The sequence below is a fragment of the Phyllobacterium trifolii genome (genome assembly GCF_014192095.1).
Lineage (GTDB): Bacteria > Pseudomonadota > Alphaproteobacteria > Rhizobiales > Rhizobiaceae > Phyllobacterium > Phyllobacterium trifolii.
On the sequence record NZ_JACHXN010000004.1, the window covers coordinates 91,016 to 111,556 of the forward strand.

25 protein-coding genes are annotated in these 20,541 nt (G+C 54.4%); 18 read left to right on the top strand and 7 right to left on the bottom strand.

Features of this window, described 5'->3' with window-relative positions:
* The first annotated feature begins 205 nt into the window (after positions 1-205).
* The 3 genes from FHS21_RS07500 (at position 206) to FHS21_RS07510 (ending at position 2,918) form a co-directional block, all read left to right on the top strand.
* A complete protein-coding gene (locus FHS21_RS07500) occupies positions 206-709 on the top strand; it encodes a MarR family winged helix-turn-helix transcriptional regulator (RefSeq protein ID WP_183661566.1) in 504 nt (167 codons plus the stop codon).
* Positions 710-761: 52 nt separating this feature from the next.
* A complete protein-coding gene (locus tag FHS21_RS07505; protein WP_112530686.1) occupies positions 762-1,466 on the top strand; it encodes a response regulator in 705 nt (234 codons plus the stop codon).
* Positions 1,467-1,622: 156 nt separating this feature from the next.
* Positions 1,623-2,918, top strand: coding sequence for an ATP-binding protein (locus FHS21_RS07510; RefSeq protein WP_376772080.1), 1,296 nt, complete (start codon positions 1,623-1,625; stop codon positions 2,916-2,918).
* Here the strand turns inward: FHS21_RS07510 and FHS21_RS07515 are convergent.
* Positions 2,915-3,235: a ribbon-helix-helix domain-containing protein gene (locus FHS21_RS07515; RefSeq protein WP_112530685.1), complete on the bottom strand. Its 321-nt coding sequence runs from the start codon at positions 3,233-3,235 to the stop codon at positions 2,915-2,917. The two genes, FHS21_RS07510 and FHS21_RS07515, sit on opposite strands and share 4 nt — an antisense overlap.
* A gap of 220 nt (positions 3,236-3,455) precedes the next feature.
* On the opposite strand from FHS21_RS07515, the gene FHS21_RS07520 reads away from it, so the two are divergent.
* The 3 genes from FHS21_RS07520 (at position 3,456) to FHS21_RS07530 (ending at position 6,137) form a co-directional block, all read left to right on the top strand.
* The gene (locus tag FHS21_RS07520) at positions 3,456-3,851 is read left to right on the top strand and encodes a VOC family protein (RefSeq protein ID WP_112530684.1); all 396 of its coding nucleotides are present in this window, start codon (positions 3,456-3,458) and stop codon (positions 3,849-3,851) included.
* Between the two features lie 96 nt (positions 3,852-3,947).
* Positions 3,948-4,520 (top strand): gluconate 2-dehydrogenase subunit 3 family protein, encoded by a 573-nt coding sequence (locus FHS21_RS07525; protein ID WP_183661567.1) that lies wholly within the window; start codon positions 3,948-3,950, stop codon positions 4,518-4,520.
* 45 nt (positions 4,521-4,565) lie between these two features.
* On the top strand, positions 4,566-6,137 hold the full coding sequence (locus FHS21_RS07530; protein WP_112530682.1) for a GMC family oxidoreductase: 1,572 nt from the start codon (positions 4,566-4,568) through the stop codon (positions 6,135-6,137).
* Between the two features lie 74 nt (positions 6,138-6,211).
* On the opposite strand, the gene FHS21_RS07535 is transcribed toward FHS21_RS07530, so the two are convergent.
* Together FHS21_RS07535 and FHS21_RS07540 are read right to left on the bottom strand one after the other, a co-directional pair.
* Entirely contained in the window at positions 6,212-6,559 is a 348-nt protein-coding gene (locus FHS21_RS07535; protein ID WP_112530681.1) for a tRNA-binding protein, read from the bottom strand.
* A 14-nt stretch (positions 6,560-6,573) separates the two neighbouring features.
* Positions 6,574-7,074, bottom strand: a complete 501-nt coding sequence (locus FHS21_RS07540; RefSeq protein WP_112530758.1) for a type III secretion system chaperone family protein — start codon at positions 7,072-7,074, stop codon at positions 6,574-6,576.
* 495 nt (positions 7,075-7,569) lie between these two features.
* On the opposite strand from FHS21_RS07540, the gene FHS21_RS07545 reads away from it, so the two are divergent.
* Positions 7,570-7,743, top strand: coding sequence for a hypothetical protein (locus FHS21_RS07545; protein ID WP_162701950.1), 174 nt, complete (start codon positions 7,570-7,572; stop codon positions 7,741-7,743).
* 68 nt (positions 7,744-7,811) lie between these two features.
* Here FHS21_RS07545 and FHS21_RS07550 read toward each other — a convergent pair whose 3' ends face one another.
* Positions 7,812-8,126: an accessory factor UbiK family protein gene (locus FHS21_RS07550; RefSeq protein ID WP_112530680.1), complete on the bottom strand. Its 315-nt coding sequence runs from the start codon at positions 8,124-8,126 to the stop codon at positions 7,812-7,814.
* Between the two features lie 156 nt (positions 8,127-8,282).
* Between FHS21_RS07550 and lgt the strand changes: the two genes are divergently transcribed.
* The 11 genes from lgt (at position 8,283) to FHS21_RS07605 (ending at position 17,706) form a co-directional block, all read left to right on the top strand.
* Positions 8,283-9,146: a prolipoprotein diacylglyceryl transferase gene (gene lgt / locus FHS21_RS07555; RefSeq protein ID WP_210283416.1), complete on the top strand. Its 864-nt coding sequence runs from the start codon at positions 8,283-8,285 to the stop codon at positions 9,144-9,146.
* Positions 9,143-10,225 carry a class I SAM-dependent methyltransferase gene (locus FHS21_RS07560; RefSeq protein ID WP_112530679.1) on the top strand — a complete coding sequence of 361 codons (1,083 nt, stop codon included), beginning with the start codon at positions 9,143-9,145 and terminating at the stop codon, positions 10,223-10,225. The genes lgt and FHS21_RS07560 overlap by 4 nt, the downstream gene beginning before the upstream one ends.
* A gap of 63 nt (positions 10,226-10,288) precedes the next feature.
* A complete protein-coding gene (gene pgeF / locus FHS21_RS07565) occupies positions 10,289-11,080 on the top strand; it encodes a peptidoglycan editing factor PgeF (protein ID WP_112530678.1) in 792 nt (263 codons plus the stop codon).
* A 4-nt stretch (positions 11,081-11,084) separates the two neighbouring features.
* Positions 11,085-12,236 carry a M24 family metallopeptidase gene (locus FHS21_RS07570; protein WP_112530677.1) on the top strand — a complete coding sequence of 384 codons (1,152 nt, stop codon included), beginning with the start codon at positions 11,085-11,087 and terminating at the stop codon, positions 12,234-12,236.
* Between the two features lie 62 nt (positions 12,237-12,298).
* On the top strand, positions 12,299-12,949 hold the full coding sequence (locus tag FHS21_RS07575) for a hypothetical protein (RefSeq protein ID WP_112530676.1): 651 nt from the start codon (positions 12,299-12,301) through the stop codon (positions 12,947-12,949).
* A 145-nt stretch (positions 12,950-13,094) separates the two neighbouring features.
* On the top strand, positions 13,095-14,027 hold the full coding sequence (locus FHS21_RS07580) for a ribose-phosphate pyrophosphokinase (RefSeq protein ID WP_114430386.1): 933 nt from the start codon (positions 13,095-13,097) through the stop codon (positions 14,025-14,027).
* Between the two features lie 219 nt (positions 14,028-14,246).
* Entirely contained in the window at positions 14,247-14,888 is a 642-nt protein-coding gene (locus FHS21_RS07585) for a 50S ribosomal protein L25/general stress protein Ctc (protein ID WP_112530674.1), read from the top strand.
* Between the two features lie 27 nt (positions 14,889-14,915).
* Positions 14,916-15,641 (top strand): aminoacyl-tRNA hydrolase, encoded by a 726-nt coding sequence (pth, locus tag FHS21_RS07590; RefSeq protein WP_112530673.1) that lies wholly within the window; start codon positions 14,916-14,918, stop codon positions 15,639-15,641.
* A 12-nt stretch (positions 15,642-15,653) separates the two neighbouring features.
* Complete coding sequence (ychF, locus tag FHS21_RS07595; protein ID WP_112530672.1) at positions 15,654-16,757, top strand: redox-regulated ATPase YchF; 1,104 nt, start codon at positions 15,654-15,656, stop codon at positions 16,755-16,757.
* 14 nt (positions 16,758-16,771) lie between these two features.
* Positions 16,772-17,239, top strand: coding sequence for a MaoC family dehydratase (locus tag FHS21_RS07600; protein WP_112530671.1), 468 nt, complete (start codon positions 16,772-16,774; stop codon positions 17,237-17,239).
* Entirely contained in the window at positions 17,236-17,706 is a 471-nt protein-coding gene (locus FHS21_RS07605; protein ID WP_112530670.1) for a MaoC family dehydratase, read from the top strand. Before FHS21_RS07600 ends, FHS21_RS07605 begins: the two co-directional genes overlap by 4 nt.
* 2 nt (positions 17,707-17,708) lie before the next feature.
* Here FHS21_RS07605 and FHS21_RS07610 read toward each other — a convergent pair whose 3' ends face one another.
* From FHS21_RS07610 to FHS21_RS07620, 3 genes are all read right to left on the bottom strand, one after another.
* Positions 17,709-18,254, bottom strand: coding sequence for an adenine phosphoribosyltransferase (locus FHS21_RS07610; RefSeq protein ID WP_112530669.1), 546 nt, complete (start codon positions 18,252-18,254; stop codon positions 17,709-17,711).
* Between the two features lie 102 nt (positions 18,255-18,356).
* Positions 18,357-19,220 (bottom strand): cytochrome c1, encoded by an 864-nt coding sequence (locus FHS21_RS07615; protein WP_112530668.1) that lies wholly within the window; start codon positions 19,218-19,220, stop codon positions 18,357-18,359.
* Between the two features lie 20 nt (positions 19,221-19,240).
* The gene (locus FHS21_RS07620) at positions 19,241-20,539 is read right to left on the bottom strand and encodes a cytochrome b (protein ID WP_112530667.1); all 1,299 of its coding nucleotides are present in this window, start codon (positions 20,537-20,539) and stop codon (positions 19,241-19,243) included.
* Between the last annotated feature and the right edge of the window lie 2 nt (positions 20,540-20,541).

Consider the following 20,541-nt stretch of genomic DNA (forward strand, 5'->3'; position numbering starts at 1 on the left):
TGTGTCCGCCAACTGGTCCCGATTACCAATTGGTGTACCATTGCCCACCAACACAATAAGCGGTTGAATGAGAAAAATGTCTCAGACACGCCTATTGGCTTTGCGTTTAATTCAAAATGGAGCCAACAGCTTGTCAAAAATTATCAGCAGTCTAAAATTAAGTCAACAAGACTGACGTATTTTTCAACAAGAGCGGGAACACTGTATGAAATCTTATACACCAGAGCGGCATATTGAGACAGCCCTGACCCAAAAAGATGCAAGCCAACTCGATATTATCGAGCTGTTTTTCTTCGCCTATCGCGACTTCACCGCTGATCCCGACATGATACTGGAAAAGCTTGAATTTGGCCGCGCGCATCACCGCGTGCTGTATTTCATCAATCGTAAGCCGGGGATGACCGTCGCGGAATTGCTGGATGTTTTGCAGATCACCAAGCAAAGCCTTGCCCGCGTGCTCAAGCAACTGATCGATACGGATCATGTGGTTCAGATTACCGGACCTCGCGACAGGCGCCAGCGCGAGCTCTATCCAACACCAAAGGGTCGCGAACTGGCGCTGGAACTAGCTGCACCGCAATCACGCCGTATTACCAGTGCATTGGAGCAGATCCGTGATTCCGACCGGTCAGTGATCGAGCATTTCCTTAAGGCGATGGTGAATCCCGCTCAATGGCAACAGATCGACAGTCTGCCGAAGGCAGGATAAAACAAGTTTTACGAAAAGGGAGGACGAATGTCCGCGAGAAAAGAGGAATACATTGGTGAGTGACGAACTGCTGCTTTCAGACGATGCACCGCACCTGCTCATTGTCGATGACGACACCCGAATTCGAAATCTACTGTCGCAATATCTTACTGGCAGCGGTTTTCGCATTACGGTGGCTGCCAATGCCGATGAGGCTCGGCGCAAGCTGGCCGGGATCGACTATGATCTTCTGATCCTCGACGTGATGATGCCAGGAGAAAGCGGCGTCGCCCTGACCCAGTCGCTGCGTCAGGAAAAGAACGTACCAATACTCATGCTCACGGCGCTCTCGGAGACCGACAGCCGTATTACCGGTCTGGAAGCAGGCGCCGACGATTACCTGCCAAAGCCTTTTGATCCGCGAGAGCTGATCCTGCGGATCAACAACATCCTTCGGCGTGGCGCCCCGGCTACACAAGCGAAGATCGAGCAGATTGTCTTTGGTCCCTACACATTCGTCATTGCGAAGCGTGAACTCAAGCGCTCAGGTGAAATGATCCGACTGACAGACCGTGAGCAGGATATAATGGCAATTTTCGCTGCACGCGCCGGTGAAACCGTCCCGCGTCACGAATTGACCGGACAGGAAGGCGATGTGGGCGAGCGGACGATCGACGTCCAGATAAACCGCCTGCGCCGCAAGATTGAAAATGATCCGGCAAACCCAGTTTGGTTGCAGACGGTGCGGGGCGTCGGCTATAAACTAAGCGTGGAGTAGCGATCCGCCCATTTCAATGCGCAAGCGGATACTGGATAGATGGCACCGACGGATACCGCGAAACGCGCATTGGCAGTCAGGAAGCGCCACTGGCGGCGTCGACGAAGCACATTGCTGGGCCCTTGGCGAAAGTTCACGCGCTGGTTAGCGCACTGGATGCCCAAGCGGCTCTACGCACGCTCACTGATTATCATCATCGCCCCCATGGTCTTGTTGCAATCGCTAATCGCCTTTGTCTTCATGGAGCGCCACTGGCAGACGGTGACACAACGCCTTTCGACGGCCGTTGTGCGCGACATTGCCGGTATCATCGATCTCATGGAGACTTATCCTCAAGATCCAGCCTATGAAAACCTGATCCGCATTTCGCGTGAAAGATTATCGCTCAATATTTCAATCCTGCCCGCCGATCCGCTGCCCGCACCTGGCCCCAAACCCTTCTTCTCAATTCTCGATAGTATTCTGAGCGAAGAGATCACCAAGCAGATCAACCGCCCGTTCTGGATCGACACGATCGGCGATTCCGATCTGGTGGAAATCCGCATCCAGCTCGACAACAAAGTCCTGCGGGTCTTTGCACGCCGCAGCCAAGCCTATGCATCCAACACGCTGATATTCCTTGTCTGGATGGCGGGTTCCGCCCTCGTTTTGCTTGCCATCGCTATCCTTTTCCTGCGTAACCAGATCAAGCCAATTCAACAGCTTGCCACCGCCGCCGATAGTTTCGGCAAGGGCCGTGCCGGCCCCCCAGATTTCAAACCGCGCGGTGCGGAAGAGGTACGCAGGGCCGGCGCAGCTTTTATCGTCATGCGCGAGCGTATTGAGCGGCAAATCGAGCAGCGCACAACGATGTTGAGCGGCGTCAGCCATGACCTGCGCACGATCCTGACCCGCTTCAAGCTCCAGCTCGCTCTCGTCAGCAACAGGGTCGACACGGAAGCTATGGAGCAGGACATCGAAGATATGCAGTCGATGCTGGAGGGCTATCTCGCCTTTGCTCGCAGCGAGGCAGAGGAAGAGACCGGCAACTTCAATCTGGAGCGGTTATTTGGCAAGCTGAAGGAAGAAGGAATCCTTCTCGAACGCGGCTTCACATCGAAAATCCGCGGTGAGCCGGAAATACAGGTTAGGCCGAATGCGTTCTCCCGCCTGATTTCCAATCTGGTATCGAATTCATTCCGCTACGCGAAAAACGTCTCCGTTGCTGCGGATCACCGTGACGGATGGCTGACCATAACGATCGACGACGATGGGCCAGGGATACGGAGGGAAATGCGTGATGAGGTGTTCAAGCCATTCTTCCGGCTAGATGAAGCACGTAATCAGGATTCAAGCGGAACAGGACTGGGCCTCGCAATAGCACTGGATATCGCCCGCAGTCATGGCGGGGACATTATCCTCGATGACAGCCCCGCCGGTGGCTTGAGGGCAGTTGTCAGGATTCCCGCCTAGGCAGCATGTTCGCCAATGAGCGTTTGGTTCTTCCCAACTACTGTTTCCGCGCACGTCTGCACACCGCGAAGATAGAGCGCGCATGTGGTGCGAAGCATCGAGGCAAAATTCGGAATCTCTCCTTGCGCCTGCAGAGCCTCGTCATAAAGAGTGGAGATGAACCGCGGTGTGGTCATATTCTGGCTCTCGGCAATCTCATCGAGTAGTTTCCAGAACGTTGCCTCGAGTTGAATGCTCGTCGAATGTCCGCCAATGCGTACAGAACGATTGATCTGCCGATAGCCTTGCGGATCCTGTTCTGCAAATACTTTACACATTCCAAGAACCTCCCTTCCATAGCGCCTGATGATGCTCGCCACTGATGCGCAAAGGTGGTATTTTGCGCATCAGTGCATCAGGGGCGAAAATTATTCCGCTCGTATCGCGGTGTGGTAGCCGATTGCCACCACTTCTGTTCTCCCAAGCTCATAATCGCCGACAAGCCCTGACACTGCAACAATAGTTTTCGGGCGGCGTATCGTTCGTTAGGAGGAGCTATTGGCAAAAGCCATTCATTCCATGATCCGTGTTCTCGACGAAGAGAAGTCGAGATCGTTCTATAAGTCTGCATTCAGTCTGGACGTAGCGGACAGGCTCGAGTTCGACAATTTCACCCTGGTCTATTTGCGCAACAGCGAGACGGATTTCGAACTTGAACTGACCATCAACAAGGGGCGCACCGAGCCCTACGATCTTGGCGATGGCTATGGCCATCTGGCCTTTAGCGTCGATGATCTAGACGCCGAGCACGTTCGCATGAAGGCACAGCAACTCAAGATACGCGATATCGTGGAATTCAAGCGCGAAGGCACAATGCTGGCTCGGTTCTTTTTCGTCGAAGATCCGGATGGCTACAAGATCGAGGTTTTGGAACGACAAGGCCGGTATTTGTAATACCGGCCAATGGCGTTGGAGGAACGCCATCAGCCAGCAAGGGCATCTGACGGAAATTCCCGCCGGAATGCCGATAGCAAGCAAGGGAGGAAGTCCATGGTTACCATCTTCAACCGCAAGGCGGCGGCACCGGATACGCCGGAACCAATTGAAAAACAAGGATTATCGCGACGTGATCTGTTGAAAGGCGGTACGGTCAGCCTCGGCGCCATTCTCGTCATCAGCGGCAGTTCGATTATCCATCCACAATTCGCCTGGGGTCTCGAGACATCCAATCTCAAACCAGAAACAATGGCGACTCTGATCCAGCTGGCGCGCGATATCTATCCGCACGACCATATTCCGGACCGCTTCTATGCCATCGCAGTCAAGCCCTACGACGCCAAGACAGGAGAGGACCCCAAAACCAAGAAGATGATCGAGGACGGCATTGCCGATCTCGACAAGCGGGCCGGTAAAGACGGCTATATCGGTCTCGGATGGGAAGATGACCGGCTGGCGATCCTTCGAAAAGTCGAAGACACGCCTTTCTTTCAAACAGTTCGCGGCGGACTTGTCACTGGCCTCTACAATCAGGAGGAGATCTGGCCGCTGTTTGGCTATGAGGGCGAGTCCTATTCGAAGGGCGGCTACATCGCCCGCGGCTTCGGTGACATCGAATGGCTGTGAACAGCACGCGCAATCAAAGAACTTTCAAGCTAATGGGAGGAAACCATGGCTGCACCTTTTGATCTTAAGGACGACAGTGTCGTCGTCATCATAGGTTCTGGCGCGGGCGGCGGAACGCTCGGCAACGAACTTGCACAAAAAGGCATTGATGTCGTTATTCTAGAGGCTGGTGCCCGCCACGAATATGAAGACTTCACCAACAATGAGTGGGACAGTTTCGGTCAGCTTGCCTGGGTCGACAAACGGACTACTTCCGGGGATTGGCGTGTCGCCAAGGATTTTCCCAATCTTCCCGCGTGGATCGTCAAATCCGTCGGCGGATCGACGACCCACTGGGCTGGTGCTTCTCTGCGTTTTCAAGACCATGAATTCAAAGCGCTTACCCACTATGGCAAAGTAAAAGGCGCAAGCCTGCTCGATTGGCCTGTCACCTTGGCAGAGCTTGAGCCTTACTATGCCAAAGCGGAAGACAAGATGGGCGTAACCCGCACCAACGGGATTGCAGGTCTGCCAGGCAACAATAATTTCAAAGTACTCAAAGCCGGTGCTGACAAGCTTGGCTATAAGGAGTGCCATACGGGCAATATGGCGATCAACTCCGCCGAGCGCGACGATCGCATGTCGTGCCAGCAAACCGGATTCTGCTTCCAGGGCTGCAAGTGGGGCGCAAAGTGGTCGACACTCTATACGGAAATTCCAAAAGGCGAAAAGACCGGCAAGCTTGAAGTTCGTCCTAATTCCATGGCCCAGAAGATCGAACACGACAAGAGCGGCAAGGTGACTGGCGTTCTCTACACAGATAAAGATGGCAAGCAGCAATTGCAGAAGGCTCGTATCGTCGCCGTTGCCGGCAATTCGATAGAAAGCCCACGCCTGCTACTCAATTCCGAATCAAACATGTTCCCCAACGGTCTTGCCAATTCATCCGGTCAGGTGGGGCGGAATTATATGCGCCATACGACCGGATCGGTATACGGCATATTCGAAAAACCGGTTCACATGTATCGCGGGACGACCATGGCAGGCATTATTCGCGATGAGGCCCGCCACGATCCTTCACGGGGATTTGTCGGCGGTTATGAAATGGAAACATTGTCGCTTGGCCTCCCGTTCATGGCAGCCTTTCTCGATCCCGGTGGTTGGGGACGCTCTTTCACTTCAGCGCTCGACCAATACGTCAATATGGCCGGTCTATGGATCGTTGGTGAGGACATGCCGCAGGAAGACAACCGGATCACCTTGCACAAGGACGAGAAGGACAAGTACGGCCTGCCCATCGCCAATGTGAACTTCAGTGATCACTCGAACGACATTGCCATGCGGAATCACGCTTATGAACAGGGTAAGGCTCTATATGAGGCTATTGGCGCAACCCGCGTCTTCCCGACGCCGCCTTACCCGTCGACGCATAATCTTGGAACAAATCGCATGAGCGAAAAAGCGAAAGATGGAGTGGTAAACAAGCACGGCCAAAGTCACGACATCAAGAATCTGTTCGTGTCCGATGGCAGCCAGTTCACTACAGGCGGTGCCGAAAACCCGACGCTTACGATTGTCAGTCTTGCAATTCGCCAAGCAGACTACATTGCCAAGGAGATGGCCGCGAAAACGATCTAGCGTAGAATCCTCCCGGCGGCATGACCGCTGAACCATACCATCGCATTCCGTGCGATGGTATGGTTCTCTATTGTCTAAAAGAGCTTGCCGCCGTTCGGCACGGGTTTGCTGATTGCGGCAAGGACGACGGCACCTTCTTCATCCGGAAAACCCAGCGTCAACACTTCGGACATGAACGGCCCGATTTGGCGCGGCGGGAAATTGACCACCGCAATAACCTGTCGGCCCTTGAGCTCTTCCAATGGGTAGTGCTTGGTGATTTGAGCTGATGATTTTTTGATCCCGATCTCGGGACCAAAATCGATCTTCAGCTTGAATGCGGGCTTGCGTGCTTCGGGAAAGGTTTCGGCTTCAACGATTGTACCGATGCGGATATCCACTTTCTCGAAATCATCAAAGGTAATTGTGGCCACGCTGTTCATCCTGAATGATTGTCTCAGGCCGAGCCTACTGTCTCGAACAGGATGCTGTCGAGCGATTCCCGGGCCGTCGAACCAGACCAGACAACGAACTGGAATGCTTGGAAATAGGTTTCGCAGGCATCGAGCGCACTGGAAAGCAGCACTTCGACCTGTTTGCTCGTGGGCTCGGCACCACCAGACAACAGCAGCGACTGACGATACATAACCGCGCCCTCCTGCCGCCAAAGATCAAAATGCCCCATGAGAAGCTGTTCGTTGATCAACGACAGCAAACGCATCACTTCATTGACCCGCGGCTCGCTGATCGCGATGTCGAAGGCGCAGGCCAAATGGAGCGCCTCGAAATCTTCCATCCACGAGAAGGAAATCTGATAATCGGTCCAGCTTCCCTCTACCGTTATGGCAATCTCGTCTTCTCCAGTGCGCTCGAATGCCCACTCATTGGCATGGGCCACATGCTCGATCACATCAACTGGATGTAAATCGCGCGCAATCTCTATTTCCAGAAGGCTCATTGCCATTACCTGCTAAATCGAATCTCGTATGAAGCTGCGGGGACACAGCGAACCAACCCAGAGGACACCAAACGCTTAGACCCAATGAACAGGCAGAACGCGCCAGCCGGGCCGCGGCAACAAACCTTGATAACCGCTACATGATCGCCGAAACGAATCATGCTGTAATTTCAGTGTATTGATGCTGAGTCTGAGCGCCAGTCCCCTTTTGGTCGAATGGTGGGAATGGATGTGGACAGAAGTTCGGAAAAAGATTCACGAGCTGCCTTTAACTGACTCTAAGACAACGATTTTCGGCGATTTCCACCTGTTGATAAATACTTAAGATTTATTTTGGGGATAGGCACAAGGAGCATCGAAATATCGGGTAAAGGGCAACCTGATCCCAACGTCGTTCCGCCGGCAAGCATCGAGCCTGTCGTCAAGCGTTCGTCATATCTCCGATATCCACATCATCTAGATTACCTATACCGTGTAACGCAACAGGAGGTGGCGATGACAAGCGAGCCAAATACGAAGGTAACCGCAACTCAGAAAAATGATGATGGACGGTGGTATTATGTGATTACCATCGATCAAGAAGAGGGAAACAAAGTGGGGCCCTACGACACCCAAGAAGCCGCGATCGCTGCAGGCGAGCAAAAATTGGCGGAAAGCGGTAACGCCTAAAGCACTGGATTGAAACTAAACCCGCAATTGCCGTTAGGATACCGAACAAGCTTCGTGCTTGTTCGGTATCAGGCTTTCTTCGTACGACCAGAAGCCGCTGGTTTTTCAGGAGTATCGCTCGACGCCTTGCCCTTCTGGCCTACAAGCGCCTCCAGCGCCTCGATGCGCGCAAGTAGTGCAGTGTTTTCCGCCCTCGCCCGGATAGCCATCTCGCGCACAGCTTCAAAGTCTTCGCGCTGAACGACATCCATCGTGTTGAGCAAGCGTTCGGCTTGACCGCGGAATGCGGTCTCGACTTCGCGCCGCACACCCTGAGCAGCACCCGCTGCATCGGTCACGAGCTTTGCCAGTTCATCAAGAACGCGGTTTGATCCATTGGTCATCGGCGGACACCTTTCTCGTTTCCCAATCAAATAATCGCCGCGCCTGGCGATTGCAAGCAAGTTGGCATTGGATCGGCGACGCACAAATGTTACCGGAGGAGAAACTTGACGCTGTTCTTGCCCTCGCGCATGGTCCCGCCAAATTGAATCGCGACTATGGAGTGCCTTGTGAGCGAAATACTTCTACCGACATTTGCCGCGATCGCATTTCCCAACATCGATCCCGTAATATTCACCTTGGGCCCGCTATCGGTGCACTGGTACGGCCTCGGCTATGTGGCCGGCATTCTATTTGCCTGGTGGTACGCCAAGAAGCTCATCAGCAAGCCTCGGCTTTGGGCAAACAATACACCACCGATGAAGCCTGCGGACCTAGACGATTTCGTCCTGTGGGCAGCGCTCGGTGTCGTTCTTGGCGGACGCATCGGCTATATATTGTTCTACGATTTTGCCCGTTATATTGCTCATCCGCTCGACATGTTCAAAGTCTGGGAAGGCGGCATGTCGTTCCATGGTGGCATGCTCGGCACTATTCTCGCCATGGTGCTCTTTGCCCGCTCACGCCGGATCAACGTCTACAGCATGCTCGATACGATTGCCGCAGGCGTGCCTGTCGGTCTGGGGCTTGTACGCGTTGCCAATTTCATCAACAGCGAGTTATGGGGCCGGCCGACCGATGTTCCCTGGGGCATGGTCTTCCCGACAGGCGGTCCGTTCGTGCGCCATCCGAGCCAACTCTATGAAGCAGGACTTGAGGGAATCGTATTGTTCACGGTTTTGGCTCTATTGATCTTCTATGGCCGCAAACTGAAAAGCCCGCGATTTATCGGCGGAACATTCGTTACGCTCTACGGGCTATCGCGCATTTTCGTCGAGTTTTTCCGGGAGCCAGATGCGCAACTTGGTTACCTTTATGGCAGCTGGCTAACGATGGGGATGGTGCTTTCCGTTCCTATGGTCCTCGTCGGGCTGGCATTCATCTTGTCTGCCCGCAACCCCGAGGTGGCGACCGGGCGATGAATCTCGGGCAACGCATCATCAGGCAAATCGAGGCCAATGGCCCGATGAGCGTCGCTGACTATATGGCCATGTGTCTGTTCGATCGCGACGCGGGGTATTACACAACGCGCGAACCATTCGGCAAAGATGGCGATTTCATCACGGCGCCCGAGATTAGCCAGATGTTCGGCGAACTCGTGGGTGTCTGGTGTGTCAACGCTTGGCAAGCGCTTGGGTCGCCCGAAGATTTCGTTCTCTGCGAATTTGGGCCTGGACGCGGCACACTTATGAAAGATCTCATCCGCACGGCCGACAAGATCGCACCGGATTTTATCGCTGCCGCTAAAATCCATATGGTGGAAATCAGCGAGCGGTTGACCCGGATTCAGCAAGAGACGCTAGGAAAGCACAGCGGTGCGATCGTCTGGGAAAAGAACTTTAGCGGTATAACATCCGGCCCGCTAATTACCATCGCCAATGAGCTTTTCGATGCCATCCCCTCACGTCAATATGTGAAGACGAAAGGGCGTTTTGTCGAACGCGTGCTTGCGCTCGATGCAGAGCAAAACCTTGTCTTTGCTGCCGGTTCCGGCTCGATTGAGGCAGCGCTGCTTCCGCCGGGCAATGACATCGCTCCGGAAGGGAGTATTTTCGAGATTGCTCCGGCCCGCAATGCCCTCATGCAGGAAATTGCAGCGCGTATTCATCATGAACGAGGCGCAGCGCTGTTGTTCGACTACGGACATTTGCAACCGGGCTTTGGCGATACGTTGCAAGCGCTGAGCCACCATAACTCTGTCGATGTCCTGCATATTCCCGGCGCAGCCGACCTCACCACCCATGTGGATTTTCGTGCTCTCGCGCTGGCCGCCCGCAGTGAAGGTTGTAAGACCAGTGCGATGACGCAAGGCGATTTTTTGCTGGCCATGGGTTTGCTTGATCGCGCCGGAGCGCTTGGCCAACATAAGTCGGTGGAGGTCCAGGAACAAATTGGGGTAGACGTTGAACGTTTAGTGAGCCCGGAACAGATGGGAACATTGTTCAAGGTGCTGTGTTTAAGCGATCCCGCAACACATGTTTTCCCATTCGAAGCGAAATAAATTCTGGCAATTGACTTCAATCGATTGCTCAACCACCATCCGCTCCCTTGAAAGGCATTCGGTATGACAACGTCAGACAAACCAGCACCGCTACGTTCCTCCTTGCTGGGATCCCCTGAAAAAGACCGAATCGCTCATGGTTTCTTTACTCGCAAAGGCGGCGTGTCGGACGGCATCTATCGCGGCCTGAATGTAGGCAGCGGTTCAAATGACGATCAGGATCGCGTCAAGGAGAATCGCAGGCGCGTGGCTGAATCGCTCGGCGCTCCCCTATCACAGCTTGTCACCGTCCATCAGGTTCATTCATCCGATGTCATCACCGTGACGACACCGCTAAATGGGGACAGACCCAAGGCCGACGCCATTGTGACCGCCACACCCGGCATCGTCATTGGTGCTCTTTCTGCTGATTGCGGTCCCATCCTTTTTGCCGACACCGAGGCAAAAGTGGTGGCCGCAGCGCATGCCGGCTGGCGCGGAGCCATCGACGGCATTCTCGAAAACACTGTTGACGCGATGATTGCCCTGGGCGCACATCGCGACCGGATCCAGGCTGTTCTCGGCCCAACGATCGGGCCCGACAATTACGAAGTGGGAGGAGAGTTCTATGACCAGTTCGTTGGAACTGAACCCTCTTATCGAAGGTTTTTCCGCGACTCGGCCAATAATGGTCACAAGATGTTTGACCTATGGGCCTTTATCACCACGCGGCTGGAACGTGCCGGGGTAGAAGCCTCCGGGCTTCAACAGTGCACCTACGCGGATGAGGAGCAGTTTTTCTCCTACCGCCGGACGACCCACCGCAAGGAAGCTGACTACGGCCGGCAGATATCAGCGATTACGATCACGGAGTAAGAGTATGGCCCTCCATTTCGAACCGGAAGAATTTGCTGCGCGCCGTGACCGGCTCATGATGGTCATGACCGAGCAGAAGCTTGATGCGGTCTTGCTGTTTGCCCAAGAAAGTATGTACTGGCTCACCGGCTACGACACCTTTGGCTTCTGTTTCTTCCAATGTCTGGTCGTCAAGGCAGATGGCAGCAACGTGTTGATGACCCGTTCTGCGGATTTGAGACAAGCGCGGCAAACTTCGAACATCGAAAATATCATAGTATGGGCAGACCGCGACAACGCTAATCCCGCAGCCGATTTGCGCGAACTTCTCAATGATCTCGATCTGCTTGGTTGCCGTATTGGTATCGAATACCAGACTCATGGACTCACCGCCGCCAACGGCCGGAAGCTTGACGAACAGCTAACAGCATTCGGGCAACTCGTCGACATATCAGGCATTGTCGACAAGTTGCGCGTGCTCAAAAGCCCAGCCGAAATCGTCTTTAGCCGCAGAGCCGCGGAACTGAGCGACGAAGCGCTCAATGCAGCGCTCAAACTGGTGAAAGCCGGTGCAGATGAAGGCGTGATACTTGCTGCCATGCAATCGGCAATCTTTGCAGGCGGCGGCGATTATCCGGCCAACGAGTTCATCATTGGCTCGGGTGAAGACGCGCTTCTCTGCCGTTACAAGTCCGGGCGACGCAAGCTGACCAAAAATGATCAACTGACTTTGGAATGGGCCGGCGTCTATCGCCACTACCACGCCCCGATGATGCGCACGATATTAACCGGCAAGGCATCGAAACGGCACCAGGAGCTTTATGACGCGGCACACGAAGCGCTTGAAGCTGTAGAAGCTGCGATGACGCCTGATTTCACTTTTGGCGATGTGTTCGATGCTCACGCCAAGGTGATGGAGGCGCATGAATTGACCCGCCATCGTCTCAACGCCTGCGGCTATTCGGTTGGTGCCCGCTTCACACCTTCCTGGATGGACATGCCGATGTTTTATTCCGGAAATCCCGAACGTATCCATCCCGATATGACACTGTTTGCTCACATGATCATCATGGACTCCGATAGCAATACAGCCATGACGCTGGGCCGTACCTACCTTACGACGAATGGTCAGGCGGAGCCGCTTTCCCGCCAATCTCTTGACTTGATCGTAAAATAAAACTTTTGTCTGTTTTTGCTTGCAAATGAGCACATTGGTGACTCATGACGGGGTTTGAGTAAATGAAGTCTCGCAACTCACTGACATGTGTATTCGCAGTCCTGGCCGGTCTCACACTTGCAGCGTGTAATAGTTCAGAGTCCCCTATTGGCGTCACCAAAGCTGATCTACCCCCAGCACAGGGAAGCCAGACAACACCACCCGCGCCGGGAGCCACCGCAATACCAGGCGCTTCAGCGGGCATAAATGCACAAGCAACGGCCACACCGGGCACCGGTCCCGCAACCTCGAACACAACCACAACGGCATCTGGGGCCACCCAGACCGGGAAGCCGAGCGCCCAGCCCACGGCAAAGTTGCGGTTTGCACCCATTGTTGGCGCACCTATCGCTGCGGCTACGCCACTATCGCAACGTCTGTCGGCACTTGCCAAGGAAAAAGGCATCACGCTCGGCACAGCCGGCGACACCGACAACACGCACATCATGAAGGGCTACTTTTCTGCTCTCCCCGATGGCAACCAGACGACGATCATCTACGTATGGGATGTACTTGATCCAGCCGGCACACGTCTGCACCGGATACAGGGTCAAGAAAAGGTACCTGGAGGAGGAACTGACCCGTGGAGCACCGTCCCCCCGAAGGTTATGGAAGGCATCGCTGACAAGGCTATCCAAGGTTATATGACATGGGTATCAGGCGCCAAGACGTGACATATTTACACGTTTAAGGCGATATTCTCGCTGAATTGTGTATGAATCTAGCGTGCCCGCTTGCAATGTGCGTCAGGGGCAGTAAAAGGCCCGCCATACCCTTTACTTTGGCTGCGCTCTGAAAAAGACGTGGAGAAAATACGGCATGAAACTCTTCGCGGGCAATTCCAATCGGGTTCTTGCCGAATCTGTCGCCAAATATCTCAATATCCCTCTTGGCAAGGCCAGCGTCCGCCGTTTCGCCGACCAAGAGATTTTCGTCGAGATTCAGGAGAACGTTCGAGGCGAGGACGTCTTCGTCATGCAGTCGACTTCTTTTCCGGCAAACGATCATTTGATGGAATTGCTGATCATGATCGATGCGTTCCGCCGTTCGTCGGCAAAACGTATCACAGCCGTTCTTCCGTATTTCGGCTATGCCCGTCAGGATCGTAAGCCTGGCCCACGCACGCCGATTTCCGCAAAACTAGTGGCAAATCTGATCACCGAAGCAGGTGCAAATCGCGTCCTCACACTTGATCTGCACGCTGGCCAGATTCAAGGCTTCTTCGATATCCCGACCGACAATCTCTATGCTGTTCCGGTCTTTGCCCGTGATGTTCGCGCACATTACGGCAAGTCGAATGTCATGGTCGTTTCGCCCGATGTCGGCGGTGTTGTACGCGCCCGGTCTCTGGCAAAACGCATCGATGCACAGCTCGCCATCGTCGATAAGCGACGCGATCGTCCCGGCGAGTCCGAAGTCATGAATGTCATCGGTGATGTGCGCGGCAAGGATTGCCTGTTGTTCGACGATATTGTCGATTCTGGCGGCACGCTATGCAACGCGGCCGAAGCGCTTCTTGCAAAGGGCGCGACCAGCGTCACCGCCTATATCACGCACGGCGTACTATCTGGCGGGGCCGCCGCCCGTATCGCCAGTTCGAAGCTCAAGGAATTAGTCATTACCGATTCCATTCAGCCAACCCCTGCCATTGAAGCTGCACCCAATATTCGCGTGCTGTCGATTTCCGACCTGATCGGCGAAGCCGTCTCGCGAACGGCCTCGGAAGAGTCCGTTTCCAGCCTTTTCGATTAATCTTCCGGAACTGTCTGCCCCTCAGCAAGCAACAAACTTGCACATCTGTCGCCTTTCCGTTATAGAGCCGCCATCCGCGTAGACACCCTTGGAGGCAACGCGGAATGGAGCGGTCATTTCATCCGGTTGCGGGTGAGCGTGCGACCGCTTCATGTTTTTTGAACAGCCATCCACTGGCCTCAAAAAACACTCCAGATTTGAACCTCGAAAGGAATTGCCATGAGCGAAGCATACGAGCTCAAGGCCGAGGCGCGCGAACGGGTTGGTAAGGGGTCCTCCCGGGAAATTCGCCGCAACGGTAAAGTGCCAGCTGTCATCTATGGTGACAAGCAGGCGCCAGTCTCTATTACCCTCGACTACAAGACGCTGTACTACAAGATTCACGGCGGCGGTTTCAAGACGACAATTGCCAACATCCTTCTGGACGGCAAGTCGATTCAAGTCCTTCCCAAGGACTTCCAGCTTGATCCTGTCAGTGACAAGCCAGTACACGTCGACTTCCTGCGCGTATCGGCCAAGTCCATGGTGAACGTGCATGTACCGATCCACTTCCTCCACGAGGAAGCTTCGCCTGGTATCAAGCGCGGTGGCGTACTCAACATCGTTCGTCACGATATTGAACTTCATGCCCCAGCCAACGCTATTCCAGATGCGATTGAAATCGACCTCACTGGCACGCAGATCGGCGACTCGATCCATATTTCTGCTGTTACTCTGCCTAAGGGTGTGACATCGGTTATTCATGATCGCGACTTCACCATCGCGACGATTGCAGCTCCGGCTGTTCTCGCCGCTGAGGAAGAAACGACTGAAGCCGCACCAGCGGAAACCACTGAAACGGCGGAAAAAGAAGGCGAGTAATCGTCTTGTTTATTGGGAGCTAGGCACGTGCTGCTTATCGCAGGTCTTGGCAATCCGGGCTCCCAATATGCTGCCAATCGGCATAACATTGGTTTTATGGCGGCGGATGAAATACACCGCCGCCATAGTTTTTCTCCTTGGACCAAGAAGTTTCAGGCGCTGATCGCCGATGGTACCATCGAAGGCGAAAAGACTATCCTGATCAAACCCCAGACATTCATGAATTTGTCCGGCCAAGCCGTTGGCGAGGCGATGCGTTTCTACAAACTGGCTTTAAGCGATCTCGTCGTCATCTATGACGAGCTTGATCTGACCGCCGGCAAGGTACGTGTGAAGACCGGTGGCGGCTCAGGTGGTCACAATGGCATCAAATCCATTGATGCACACTGTGGCAAGGATTATCGCCGCGTGCGCCTCGGTATTGGTCATCCCGGCGTTAAAGAAATGGTTAGCAATCATGTACTCGGCAACTTTGCCAAAGCGGACAGTGAATGGGTCGAACCATTGCTCGACGCGATTGCAACGAATGCAGGTCTACTCGCAAAAAAGGACGACGCCGGTTTTATGAACCGCGTTTCTCTGGCTCTCGGCGGAGGGAGCAAGATTGAGCGGGAAACGGGAGAAAAGCCTGTTGCAAAACCTGTCGGCCAAAGTCATATCCGGCAGGCTCGCCAGCAAAAGCCTGCTGTGAACATTCCAAAATCTGGCCCCATGGCGGATATGCTGAACAAGCTCTTCGGCAAGAAAGAATAAGGATAGCGAATTATGGGTTTCAAATGCGGCATCGTTGGTCTGCCCAATGTCGGCAAGTCGACGCTTTTCAACGCGCTGACCAAAACAGCAGCTGCCCAGGCTGCGAACTATCCGTTCTGCACGATCGAGCCCAATACGGGCGAAGTTGCAGTACCCGATCCGCGCCTGCAGGCAATCGCCAAGATCGGTAAATCGGCAAATATCGTGCCGACGCGTATCAGCTTCGTTGACATCGCCGGCCTCGTGCGTGGTGCGTCGAAGGGCGAAGGCCTCGGCAACCAGTTCTTGGCCAATATTCGCGAAGTCGACGCAATCGTCCATGTACTGCGCTGTTTCGAGGACGACGATATCACGCATGTTGAGGGACGGATTGACCCCGTGTCCGATGCCGAGACGGTCGAAACAGAGCTGATGCTTTCGGATCTCGAAAGCCTCGAGCGTCGTATCGTTCAGTTCCGCAAGCGAGCGAGCAGCAAGGACAAGGAGGCACTGACCGTTCTGCCCGTCATGGAGCAGGCGCTGGCGCTCTTGCAGGAAGGGCAGCCGGTTCGCTTTATGTTGAACGGTATTGCCTCAGAAGATTTGGTTATTCTCCAAGGATTGAACCTCCTGACATCAAAACCAGTGCTTTATGTCTGCAATGTTGGCGAAGAAGATGCAGCCACAGGCAATGAATATACGGAAGCCGTTGAGGAGATGGCGACGGGCCAAGGCGCTGAAACGGTTACTATTTCTGCTGCCATAGAAGCAGAAGTGGCGCAATTGCCGGAAGAGGAAGCGAAGGAATATCTGGACGCCATGAACCTTGACGAGCCCGGCCTCGACCGTCTCATACAGGCCGGATACAAACTCCTACACCTCATCACCTATTTCACGGTTGGGCCGAAGGAAGCCCGCGCATGGACGGTTCACCGCGGCTCGAAAGCACCGCAGGCGGCCGGTGTCATCCATACGGATTTCGAACGGGGCTTCATTCGGGCCCAGACGATCGCCTATAATGATTTCGTATCCCTTGGGGGCGAGGTGCCGGCAAAGGAAGCCGGCAAGGCGCGCGATGAAGGCAAGGAATATATCGTGCAAGACGGCGACATTATGCTGTTCAGGTTCAATACGTAAACTTCAGGCAGAAGATGAGCGAATACTCTCCCCGATACGCCTATGAGGATTTCACGATTGGCAGCGAATGGCCACTCGGATCGAAAATCGTAACGGCAGAGGAAATTATCGACTTCGCCAGCCAGTTCGACCCGCAACCTTTTCATCTCGATGAGGCGGCGGGCAAGGCGAGTATCCTGGGGGGCTTGGCTGCGTCCGGCTGGCATACCGTCTCGATGTTCATGCGCATGCTGTGCGACGCATACCTTCTCGATTCCACATCCCAGGGCGCTCCAGGAATTGACTATGTAAAGTGGACGCAGCCGGTTCTTGCTGGCGACACACTCACTGGAAAGACTACCATTCTCGACCGGCGCGTATCGAATTCGAAGCCCTCTTTAGGCTTCGTCAAGCTGCATCATTCGGTCTTCAACCAGGATGGTCTGGTTGTTTGCGAGCTCGAACATACCGCAATGTTCTCGCTAAGGGAGCCAGCCAAATGAACAGGATGGAACAGTTGGCAGGCGTCGAGCGCGACCTTGGAACACATACATTCGAGGCGGGCGAAATCATTGCATTCGCGACCAAGTATGATCCCCAGCGTTTCCACGTTGATCCGGAAGCCGCCAAGAAAAGCAACTTTGGCGGGCTCTGCGCTTCTGGTTGGCATACTACCGCCGTTTGGATGCGGTTGAACGTCGAGGACATCAGGAACGAGGTTAAATCTGCAATCGCGCGCGGCGAACAGCCTCCACAATTTGGCCCCTCGCCCGGCTTTGAAAACCTTAAATGGCTGAAGCCTGTCTATGCTGGCGATACAATCCGCTTCACACGAACAATCAACAATATTCGCGCCCTGAAATCGCGTCCAGGCTGGTCGATGATGCAGATGTCGTCAGCCGCCTACAACCAGGCGGGCGATAAAGTACTCGAATTCGACAGCGCTGCGCTCATAGCCCTGCCTGAATAGCTCTAGTGCCCTTCGAAAGCGATCAACGTCCGGACATTGACGCCAAGCGCTTCGAGCTTCCTGCGCCCCCCGAGATCCGGCAAATCGATAATGAAACAAGCGCTGACAATATCAGCGCCCATTTGCTGCAATAGTTTCACAGCGGCCTCAGCAGTACCGCCGGTGGCAATCAGATCATCAACCAATATGACCTTATCACCCGGCACGATCGCGTCGCGATGCATCTCCATCTCGTCGACGCCATATTCGAGGCTATAGGCGATACGTACGGTGTCGTGCGGCAGCTTACCCTTTTTACGAATCGGCACGAAGCCGGAAGAAAGCTGGTGTGCCATGGCGCCGCCGACAATGAAGCCTCGCGCCTCAATGCCAGCCACCTGATCGACCTTGCCACCCGCATAGGGATGGACGAGTTCATCCACAGCTCGCCGGAAGGCACGCGCATTGCCAAGCAATGTGGTGATATCGCGGAACATCACCCCTGGCTTAGGATAGTCAGGAATGCTGCGGATGGCCTCGACCAGCGTCTGCTTCAGTGGTGAATCCATCGTGTATTCCTCGTGCTGTCCGCAGCGTGCAGACAATCTACCGCCCTGCACTCAAAAGAAAAGGGCGCAGCGCGCCCTTTCAGAATCCATTGTCTTCATCGCTCAATGTTCAACGTCGGCCCAAATCCTGCGTTTGGCTACATAGACCAGACCGGCGAAGAGAACGAGAAAGACCATGACGCGGAAACCGGTCTTCTTGCGCTCTTCAAGATGCGGTTCTGCAGCCCACATTAGGAACGCGGAAATATCCTGCGAGTACTGAGACAGAGTCTGCGGCGAACCGTCATCGTAAGTCACCTGGCCGTCCTGCAGCGGCGGCGCCATTGCAAGCGACTTTGCGGAAATGAAGTATGGGTTGTAGTGCGTGCCTTCCGGGATTTGCATACCCTCCGGCGGCGTCTCGCCAAACCCGGTAAGCAGCGCATGGATATAATCCGGACCGCCTTCCTGATACTGTGTGGCGATATCGAATACGAAGCGAGGGAAGCCGCGTTCCACCGCACGCGCCTTGGCAATCAGTGAGAAATCGGGTGGTGCAGCACCATTATTGGCGGCAGCTGCAGCCTGAGCATTAGGAAAAGGCGACGGGAAGTAGTCGGAGGGCAATGCCTTGCGGGTGAACATCTCACCTTCAGCATTAGGGCCATCCTGCACTTCGTACTCTGCGGCGAACGCCTTTACCTGTGCTTCCGTATAGCCCAGTTCTTCTAGCGAGCGGAATGCAACCAGGTGCATGGAATGGCAAGCTGAACACACTTCCTTGTAGATTTTCAGACCGCGCTGCAGCTGCTGCTTGTCATAGTGACCGAACGGACCAGCGAAGGACCAGTTTACCTCGGCTGGCTCCTTGATCGGAAAGTGCGTTGGCTCAGCAGCATTGTGGGCTTCTTCGGCGGCATTGGCGGTACCGAATGCAAGCATGGTACCAAGACCGGCAGCTGCGAGACCGAGGAGGATTTTTTTCATGTTTGAGCCCTTCACGATTCTCAAGCCCTGGTTTCCGGAGCGGCAGCGACACCAGCCGGCTGGCCGCCACTCTTGGTTTTCGCAAGCACAGCTTCGGTGATCGAATTCGGCAATCGGCGTGGCGTCTCGATCAGACCAAGCAAGGGCATGATAACGATGAAGAAGCCGAAGTAATAAGCCGTTCCGAACTGCGAAAACAGTGTGTACAAGCCCTCAGCCGGACGCGATCCAAGCCAGCCAAGCATGATTGCGTTGGCAACGAAGAGCCAAAAGAAGAGCTTGTACCAGGGCCGGTAGACAGCCGAACGGACCTTCGATGTGTCGAGCCAAGGTACAATAAACAGAATGGCAATCGAGCCGAACATTGTCAGAACGCCACCGAGCTTGGAATTGATCGGCCCAATGTTAAAGGTGATGGCCCGCAGCATTGCGTAGAATGGCAGGAAGTACCATTCCGGAACGATATGGGCCGGTGTCTTCAACGAGTCTGCCTGAATGTAATTGTCCGGGTGGCCCATAAAATTCGGCAGATAGAAGACGAAATACGCGAAGAGGATAAGGAACAACACCAGTCCGAATGCATCCTTGACCGTCGCATAAGGGGTAAAGGCAACAGTATCTGTCTTCGATTTGACTTCGATGCCGGTCGGATTCGTTTGTCCGGCAACATGCAATGCCCAAACGTGCAGGACAACGACGCCTGCAATCATGAACGGCAATAGATAGTGCAGTGAGAAGAAACGATTAAGCGTAGGATTATCGACGGCAAAACCACCGAGCAACAACTGCTGGATCGGGTCGCCAATGATGGGGAATGCCGTAAAGAAGCCTGTAATGACGGTAGCACCCCAGAAGGACATCTGTCCCCATGGCAACACGTATCCCATGAAGGCGGTCGCCATCATCAAGAGAAGAATGATTACGCCGAGAATCCACAGAAGCTCGCGCGGCGCCTTGTAGGAGCCATAGTAAAGCCCGCGGAATATATGCACGTAGACGGCGAGGAAGAACATCGATGCGCCGTTCGAGTGCAGATAGCGCAGCATCCAGCCGGAATTGACGTCGCGCATGATCTTTTCAACGGAGTTGAAGGCGAGGCCTGTGTCGGCAGCGTAATGCATTGCCAGAACAACACCGGTCAAGATTTGCGAAACCAGCATGATCGCCAGTATGCCGCCAAACGCATAGGCGTAGTTCAGATTGCGTGGCACCGGATAGGCGACGAAAGAATCATAGACCAAACGCGGCAATGGTAGTCGCGCGTCGATCCATTTTTCGATGCCAGTGCTCGGCGTATAGGATGAATGTCCACCGCTCATGT

Excerpts from the sequence above, each read along its gene's own strand:
- pgeF (WP_112530678.1), top strand. The coding sequence starts at position 10,289 with ATGACAACGTCAGACAAACCAGCACCGCTACGTTCCTCCTTGCTGGGA.
- FHS21_RS07585 (WP_112530674.1), top strand. The coding sequence starts at position 14,247 with ATGAGCGAAGCATACGAGCTCAAGGCCGAGGCGCGCGAACGGGTTGGT.
- FHS21_RS07580 (WP_114430386.1), top strand. The coding sequence starts at position 13,095 with ATGAAACTCTTCGCGGGCAATTCCAATCGGGTTCTTGCCGAATCTGTC.
- ychF (WP_112530672.1), top strand. The coding sequence starts at position 15,654 with ATGGGTTTCAAATGCGGCATCGTTGGTCTGCCCAATGTCGGCAAGTCG.
- FHS21_RS07510 (WP_376772080.1), top strand. The coding sequence starts at position 1,623 with ATGCCCAAGCGGCTCTACGCACGCTCACTGATTATCATCATCGCCCCC.
- FHS21_RS07570 (WP_112530677.1), top strand. The coding sequence starts at position 11,085 with ATGGCCCTCCATTTCGAACCGGAAGAATTTGCTGCGCGCCGTGACCGG.
- FHS21_RS07605 (WP_112530670.1), top strand. The coding sequence starts at position 17,236 with ATGAACAGGATGGAACAGTTGGCAGGCGTCGAGCGCGACCTTGGAACA.
- FHS21_RS07545 (WP_162701950.1), top strand. The coding sequence starts at position 7,570 with ATGACAAGCGAGCCAAATACGAAGGTAACCGCAACTCAGAAAAATGAT.
- lgt (WP_210283416.1), top strand. The coding sequence starts at position 8,283 with ATGGAGTGCCTTGTGAGCGAAATACTTCTACCGACATTTGCCGCGATC.
- FHS21_RS07530 (WP_112530682.1), top strand. The coding sequence starts at position 4,566 with ATGGCTGCACCTTTTGATCTTAAGGACGACAGTGTCGTCGTCATCATA.
- FHS21_RS07610 (WP_112530669.1), bottom strand. The coding sequence starts at position 18,254 with ATGGATTCACCACTGAAGCAGACGCTGGTCGAGGCCATCCGCAGCATT.
- FHS21_RS07560 (WP_112530679.1), top strand. The coding sequence starts at position 9,143 with ATGAATCTCGGGCAACGCATCATCAGGCAAATCGAGGCCAATGGCCCG.
- FHS21_RS07615 (WP_112530668.1), bottom strand. The coding sequence starts at position 19,220 with ATGAAAAAAATCCTCCTCGGTCTCGCAGCTGCCGGTCTTGGTACCATG.
- FHS21_RS07515 (WP_112530685.1), bottom strand. The coding sequence starts at position 3,235 with ATGTGTAAAGTATTTGCAGAACAGGATCCGCAAGGCTATCGGCAGATC.
- FHS21_RS07525 (WP_183661567.1), top strand. The coding sequence starts at position 3,948 with ATGGTTACCATCTTCAACCGCAAGGCGGCGGCACCGGATACGCCGGAA.
- FHS21_RS07540 (WP_112530758.1), bottom strand. The coding sequence starts at position 7,074 with ATGAGCCTTCTGGAAATAGAGATTGCGCGCGATTTACATCCAGTTGAT.
- FHS21_RS07600 (WP_112530671.1), top strand. The coding sequence starts at position 16,772 with ATGAGCGAATACTCTCCCCGATACGCCTATGAGGATTTCACGATTGGC.
- FHS21_RS07535 (WP_112530681.1), bottom strand. The coding sequence starts at position 6,559 with ATGAACAGCGTGGCCACAATTACCTTTGATGATTTCGAGAAAGTGGAT.
- FHS21_RS07550 (WP_112530680.1), bottom strand. The coding sequence starts at position 8,126 with ATGACCAATGGATCAAACCGCGTTCTTGATGAACTGGCAAAGCTCGTG.
- FHS21_RS07575 (WP_112530676.1), top strand. The coding sequence starts at position 12,299 with ATGAAGTCTCGCAACTCACTGACATGTGTATTCGCAGTCCTGGCCGGT.
- FHS21_RS07500 (WP_183661566.1), top strand. The coding sequence starts at position 206 with ATGAAATCTTATACACCAGAGCGGCATATTGAGACAGCCCTGACCCAA.
- FHS21_RS07620 (WP_112530667.1), bottom strand. The coding sequence starts at position 20,539 with ATGAGCGGTGGACATTCATCCTATACGCCGAGCACTGGCATCGAAAAA.